The following is a 7,305-nucleotide window of genomic DNA, read 5'->3' on the forward strand; positions in this document are numbered from 1 at the left end:
GATCGCCCTCCGTTTCGCGGGCCGGGCGGCTTCCTGCCGCCCGGCCCGTGGTCCGTCACACCCGTTTTCTCCCAGAGGAGTTGTCCCACCCATGAGCAGGAAGAGGTCGGTGCCGCGGCCGACCCGCACCAGAATGTCCGCGATCATCGCGGGCACCCTGGTCGGGTCGCTGCTGCCGGCACTGCCGCTGGCCGCCGTCGCGGCGGCCGCGGAACCGTACACCAAGCCGTCCGCGGTCTCACCCGAGAAGCCCGTCAAGGGCTCCGACGCCAAGGCCGAGGGCCGCAAGGCCGACACCACCGTCAGCAGGACGGACGGCAAGCAGGGCGCCCTGCCCGGCGCGGGCAGCGCCACCGTCGACGTGCCCGGCGAGAAGGGCAAGGCCGTCAAGGCCGGCAAGCTGCCGGTCGCGCTCTCGTCCTCGGGCGCGGCGGGCAAGGCCAAGGTCGAGCTGCTCGGCCAGGACGCCGCCGCCAAGGCCGGCATCAACGGCGTCCTGCTGACCGTCACGGGCGCCGACGAGAACAGCGGCCTGGCCGTCGACTACTCGTCCTTCGCCCAGGCGGCCGGCTCCGGCTTCGGCTCGCGGCTGAAGCTGGTCCGCCTGCCCGAGTGCGCGCTCACCACGCCCGACCTGCCCGAATGCCGGGTGCAGACCCCGCTGCCGGGCGGCAACGACGTGGCGAAGCAGACCGTCGCCGCCGACGCCCTGACCACGGCCCCGGCCGGGTCGATGCGCCTGCAGTCCGCGCCGGGGGCGATGGTGCTGGCGGCCACCACCGGCAGCGCCGGACCGAGCGGCGACTACAGGGCGACGCCGCTGTCGAGCGCGTCTTCCTGGTCGACGGCGCTGAACAGCGGCGCGTTCACCTGGTCCTACGACATGCCGCTCACGGCGATGCCGGGCGGGCTGACCCCGAAGGTCGGTCTGTCCTACAACTCCGGTGCGATCGACGGCCGCACGGCCAACAGCAACAACCAGGCCTCCTGGGCCGGTGACGGCTTCGACCTGTCGCCGGGCTTCGTCGAGCGCAGCTACAAGGCCTGCGCCGACGACGGGGCGCCCAAGACCGGCACCAACAACCCGGGCGACCTGTGCTGGGGGACGGACAACGCCACCATCAGCTTCGCGGGGCACTCGGGTGAGCTGATCCCGGTCTCCGGCGACGAGTGGCGGATCAAGAACGACGACGCCACCAAGGTCGTGCGCGTCCGCGACACCGGCCGCGGCAACGGCGACAACGACGGCGAGTACTTCCGCGCCACCACCACCGACGGCACCACCTACTACTTCGGCTACAACCGCCTGCCGAACTGGTCGGCGGGCAAGCCGGAGACCAAGTCCGTCTACACCGTGCCGGTCTACGGCAACAACGCGGGCGAGCCCTGCAACGGCGCCGACTTCGCGTCCTCGTGGTGCCAGCAGGGCTGGCGGTGGAACCTGGACCTGGTGGTCGACGCCCACGGCAACGACATCACCTACTGGTACACCCCCGAGACCAACAACTACGGCCGCAACCTCAAGGCCACCGACCGCACCTCGTACGTGCGCGGCGGGCGCCTGGACCACATCGAGTACGGCCAGCAGCAGGGCGACCTGTACTCGGCCACCGTCAAGCCGATGGGCCGGGTCGACTTCGGCACCGCCGAACGCTGCCTGGAGACCGGCGCGGGCGTGTGCGACCCGGCGAAGATCGACGCCAACCGGCAGTACTGGTACGACACCCCGTGGGACCAGAACTGCAAGGACGGCACCGACTGCACCACGCAGTACTCGCCGACCTTCTTCACCCGCACCCGCCTCACCCAGGTCCTCGCCAAGACCCTTCAGGCCGACGGAAGTTACGCCACCGTCGACACCTGGGACCTGACCCACAAGTGGGGCACCGCCGACTTCGACTACCAGCTCCTGCTGGACTCGATCAAGCACACCGGGTCCTCCGCGTCCCCGTCCGTCGCACTGCCGAAGACCACCCTCGCCTACAAGCAGATGGCCAACCGGCTCGACAAGGTCGGCGACGGCCGGATGCCGTTCATCAAGCAGCGGCTCGGCACCGTCACCGACGAACAGGGCGGCCAGCTCGACGTCAACTACTCGGCCGCGGCCTGCGACTGGAACAACCTGCCCACCCCGCAGTCCAACACCACCCGCTGCTTCCCGCAGATGTACCAGGCCTCCGACGAGACCCCGGTCACCACGGAGTGGTTCAACAAGTACGTCGTCGACGCGGTCATCGCCACCGACCGCACCGGCGGCGCACCCGACATGGTCACCCACTACACCTACCTCGGCGACGCCGCCTGGCACTTCGACGACGAGGACGGCCTGACCAAGGACAAGCTCAAGACCTGGTCCCAGTGGCGCGGCTACGCCCGCACCCGGGTCGAGACCGGTGGCGTCACCGGCATGACCACCCAGGCCGACCACTGGTTCCTGCGCGGCATGGACCAGGACCGCAACAACCCCGCTGACAAGAACGGCAAGCGCACCGTCACCGTCGACGACGGCCAGGGCACCGTCCTGACCGACGACGACGCCTGGGCCGGCTACGAGTACCGCACCGAGCAGTACGACAAGCCCGGCGGCGTGATCCTCGGCAAGAACGTCAACACGCCGTGGAAGCAGGAGACCGCCAAGCGCGTCCGCGACTGGGGCACCACCACCGCCAACATCACCGGCACCACGGTCACCCGCACCTTCACCTCGCTCGACAAGGGCACGGGCAGCAGCTGGCGCGAGACCCGTACCAACAACACCCGCGACGGCTACGGCCGGGTCACCTCGGTCGAGAACCAGGGTGACGTCGCGGTCCCCGACGACGACACCTGCACCCGCACCACGTACGCCGACAACGCCGGCACCTGGATCCTCAGGAGCGCCACCCGTGTCGAGGTGGTCGCCGCGAACTGCGCCACCGACGTCAACCGGGACACCCGGGCCGACGGCACCTCGGCGGTGCTCTCGGACATCCGCTACCGGTTCGACGGCCAGGGCTTCGGCGCCGCCCCCGCCAAGGGCGACATCACCCTCATCCAGACGCTCAAGTCCCGCACCGGCAACAGCGCCACCTACCTGGACCACGCCGTCGCCTACGACGGCTACGGCCGTCCGCTGAGCAGCACCGAGCTGGCCTCCAGCACGGTCTACGACCTCAGCGGCGCCACCAACCCGGTCACCACGGCCTCGCCGAACGCCCGGACCAGCACCACCGCCTACACCCCGGCCACCGGCCGGCCCACCAGGACGGTGGAGACCACCCCGCCCGCCAAGGCCGGCGACGCCACCACCACGCAGACCACCACCACGGACTACGACCTGCTGCGCGGCCTGGCCGTCGACACGATCGACGCCAACAACCGCCGCACCGACACGCTCTACGACGCCCTCGGCCGCACCCTGAAGGTCTGGCTTCCCGACCGCTCCAAGGCCACCGGGCAGACCCCCGACCAGGAGTACGCCTACACGGTCGCCGACAACCAGATCGTCTCCGTCGCCGGCAAGACCCTCAACGAGGACGGCTCCCAGCAGACCGCCTACACCCTGTACGACGGCCTCGGCCGCTTCCGGCAGGGCCAGGCCCCGGGCGACAACGGCGGCCGCGTCATCGCGGACACCTTCTACGACGAGCGTGGTCAGACGGCGCTCGCCTACTCCCCGTACTACGCCACCGGCGCGCCCTCCGGCACGCTGCGCAACATCGACGACACCGCCGGCCTGGAGACCCAGGCGGCAACGGAGTACGACGGCCTCGGGCGGGTCGTCAGGACCACCGCGCTCTCGGGCAACGGTGTCGGCACCCCGCTGGCCACCACGCTCACCGAGTACGGCGGCGACCGGGTCACCGTCACCCCGCCCACCGGCGGCACCCCCACCACGACCGTCTTCGACGCGGTCGGCCGGGCTGTGGAGCTGCGCCAGTACAAGTCCGCCACGCCCACCGGCGCCTACGACTCCACCACCTACGGCTACGACGCGGCCGGCAACCTCTCCAGGCTCACCGGCCCGGCGGGCAGTGTCTGGACCTGGCAGTACGACCAGCTCGGCCGGCGGACCAAGGCGGTCGACCCGGACTCCGGTACCACCACCAGCACGTACAACGACCGCGGCGATCTGACCGCCACCACCGACGGCGGCGGCAAGACCGTCGCCACCGCCTACGACAACCTCTCCCGGCCGATCGAGACGCGCGACGGCTCGGCGACCGGCCCGCTGCTGACCTCCCGGGCGTGGGACCCGGCCGGCAACAAGGGCCACCTGTCGTCCAGCACCCGCTACAGCACGGTCGGCGGCACCACCTACCAGTACAAGACCACCTACTCGCTGTTCGACACCCTCGCCCGGCCCACCCGCACCACGGTCACCATCCCGTCCGTCCCCGGCCAGGAGGCCCTGGCAGGCAGCTACATCAGCGGCACCATCTACCGCCTCGACGGGCAGGCCAAGTCGATCGCGTACCCGGCCGTCGGGAACCTGGCGGCCGAGTCGGTGGCGTTCACCTACGACGCGCTGCACCGGCCCACGGCCGCCGAGGGCCTGACGAAGTACCTCACCAACCAGACCTACAGCCTCACCGGCAAGCCGCTGCAATCCACGCTCAGCAACGGCACCGCCGGCAAGGACGTGTACATCACCAACGGCTACGAGTGGGGCACCCAGCGCCTCGCGTCCAGCCGCACCGACCAGTACGGCGTCACCGGCGCCACCCGCGCCGCCGCCTACACCTACGACCAGGCCGGCAACGTCACCTCCGTCACCGACACCTCGCGCTCCGGCACCGACCGGCAGTGCTTCCGCTACGACTCCCTGGCCCGCCTCACCGAGGCCTACACACCCAGCACCGGCGGCTGCACGGCCCCCAGCGGCACCCAGCTCGGCGGCCCCGCCCCGTACTGGACCAGCTGGACCTACAACACCAACGGCACCCGTGCCACCGAGACCCGGCACGACACCACCGGCAACACCGGCCAGGACGCCACCACCACCTACACCTACCCCGCCGCCACCGCGGCCCGACCGCACAGCCTGAGCTCCACCTCCACGGTCACCGGCACGGTCGGCGCTCCGCTCGTGGAGAGCTACGACTACGACACCGCGGGCAACACCACCGGTCGGCACCTCAAGTCGCCGTCCGGCAACCAGGCCGGCGACCAGGCCCTGACCTGGGACTCCGAGGGCCGGGTCGGCCGACTCGCCGCGACCGTCCAGACCACCAACGGCAGTACCACCGCGACGACCAACCAGACCACCGACTACCTCTACGACGCTGTCGGCAACCGTCTGCTGGGCCACACCCTCGACACCGCCCAGCCGGCGGCCGAGAGCTGGACCCTCTACCTCGACCGCGTCGAGCTGAAGCTGGTCAAGGGCGCCGCCAAGGCCACCGCCACCCGCTACTACCCGCTCGGCTCGGCCACCGCGGTCCGTACCGACGACAACCGCCTGACCTTCCAGGTCAACGACCACCACGGCACGGCCGAGATCGGCGTCGACGCCACCACCGGCGCCGTGGACCAGCGCCGCTCGCTGCCCTTCGGCGGCAGCCGCGGCACCAACCCCGCCACCTGGGCCGGCACCCGGGGCTTCCTCGGCGGCACGGCCGAGCCCACCGGCCTCACCCACCTCGGGGCCCGCGACTACGACCCGGCCACCGGCCGGTTCATCAGCGTGGACCCGGTCCTGGCCGGCACCGACCCGCAGTCGCTGGCGGGCTACACGTACAGCAACAACAACCCGCTCACCCTCAGCGACCCGTCCGGGCTGCGGCCCGACGGCACCTGCGGCGGTACGGCCCAGTGCCGCACCCCCGAGGGCCAGCTGGTCCAGGACTACTGGATGCCGGTCAACGGCGGCGACTGGGTCGTCGAGACCGTCAAGAGCGTGAAGTCGGTCCTTCCCGGCGGAGTGCAGATCACCACCGGCAAGACCGACTTCAACAAGCTGATCCAGCAGACCAACAAGAACCTGAAGATCCTCCAGAAGCAGCGTCACCGCTTCGGAGAGGACCCGGACTCCGACGCCCACGACTACGTGGCGGCAGCGCTGAACGCCTGCCACATGATCAAGGAGTGCCAGAAGTCCCCGATCTACAACGAGCTCTGGGACCAGCTCAAGAACTGGCAGTTCGAGAACATCGCCATGTTCGGCCCGGGCGAGATAGGCGTCGGCGCCGGTGCCCTCGGCAAGGGCCTGGCCAAGTTCAACAAGTCGGCCAAGCCCAAGCCGGCCGCGGCCGCGGCCGAGAAGCCCGCACCCGGCAACCAGATCGCCATGTCCTGCGACAGCTTCCCGGCGGGCGTCGCGGTTCGGATGGCGGACGGGACGACCAAGCCCATCGAGCAGTTGAAGGTCGGGGACCTCGTCCTCGCCACCGACCCGGAGACCGGGAAGACGGCCGCTCGCGAGGTCGACGCCACCATGGTGACCCCGGACGACGCCGACTTCACCACGCTCCTCCTCGCCGACGGCCGGGGCGAGGTCACCGCGACCGACCACCACCCGTTCTGGAGCGTCAACCGGGACGCCTGGGTCAACGCCGGGGACCTGACCGCGGACGACACCGTCCGCAGCTCCGACGGCACGGTCGTCGCCCTGGCCGGGATCCGACACTTCCACCTGGTCCAGCCCGCCCACAACCTGACGGTGCGAGACCTGCACACGTACTACGTGCTGGCGGGGAACACGCCGGTACTGGTCCACAATTCCGGACCGAACTGTGTCACCACCAACTCCTCCCAGGTGGCGGCCACCCCTCGTGGACGTGCTCCGGAATACCACGGCGGAACCATCAATCAGGACCAGGCCATGGACCTTGCCGAACGTTGGCTCGGGGCCGGGTACCGGGAAGAGGGAGTCGGCCGGTACGTGTCGAGTGATGGCAGTCGTATAGTTCGTTACGGAAAGCACGAGACCACGTCGAAGAGTCATCACATCCACTTCGAGGCGGTCGAGAACGGCCGCGTGGTCGAGAACACGAGTGTGGAGATCAGGCCATGAGTGCACCTGTGCCGGCCGTCCTTGACGGCGCTTCGGTCGAGCTGTACGCGCGGGTGGGAGACGCGCAGCGGCCCACCGGCCGGACCAGGCACTCGATCGACAGCCTCGACGAGAAAATCTCCCACCTGGCGATCGCACGGTACGACGGAGAGTCCGATTACTACCTGTTCTACTGCTCTGCGGACTGGGAAGTCCTGACGGACACGTGCCATCCCACGCGGCAGGAGGCGATCGAGCAGGCGGACTTCGAATTCGAGAACGTGGAGTTCGCTCCGCGCCCTACGGGTTCTGACCGGGGTTAACAGGGAGCC

Annotated in this window: 2 protein-coding genes; both read left to right on the forward strand. The window is 70.1% G+C overall.

The genetic code is table 11. The annotated features are described in order from the left end of the window. Positions 1-91: 91 nt before the first annotated feature. On the forward strand, positions 92-6,994 hold the full coding sequence (locus ACIQOV_RS18585; RefSeq protein WP_401049688.1) for a polymorphic toxin-type HINT domain-containing protein: 6,903 nt from the start codon (positions 92-94) through the stop codon (positions 6,992-6,994). After that, positions 6,991-7,296: a hypothetical protein gene (locus ACIQOV_RS18590; protein ID WP_401049690.1), complete on the forward strand. Its 306-nt coding sequence runs from the start codon at positions 6,991-6,993 to the stop codon at positions 7,294-7,296. The genes ACIQOV_RS18585 and ACIQOV_RS18590 overlap by 4 nt, the downstream gene beginning before the upstream one ends. Positions 7,297-7,305 lie beyond the last annotated feature (9 nt).

The sequence above is a fragment of the Kitasatospora sp. NPDC091257 genome (assembly GCF_044757675.1).
GTDB classification, from domain to species: domain Bacteria; phylum Actinomycetota; class Actinomycetes; order Streptomycetales; family Streptomycetaceae; genus Kitasatospora; species Kitasatospora lactacystinica.

Bases quoted from the DNA above. Each gene is read 5' to 3' on its own strand.
- ACIQOV_RS18585 (WP_401049688.1), top strand. From the start codon at position 92: ATGAGCAGGAAGAGGTCGGTGCCGCGGCCGACCCGCACCAGAATGTCC.
- ACIQOV_RS18590 (WP_401049690.1), top strand. From the start codon at position 6,991: ATGAGTGCACCTGTGCCGGCCGTCCTTGACGGCGCTTCGGTCGAGCTG.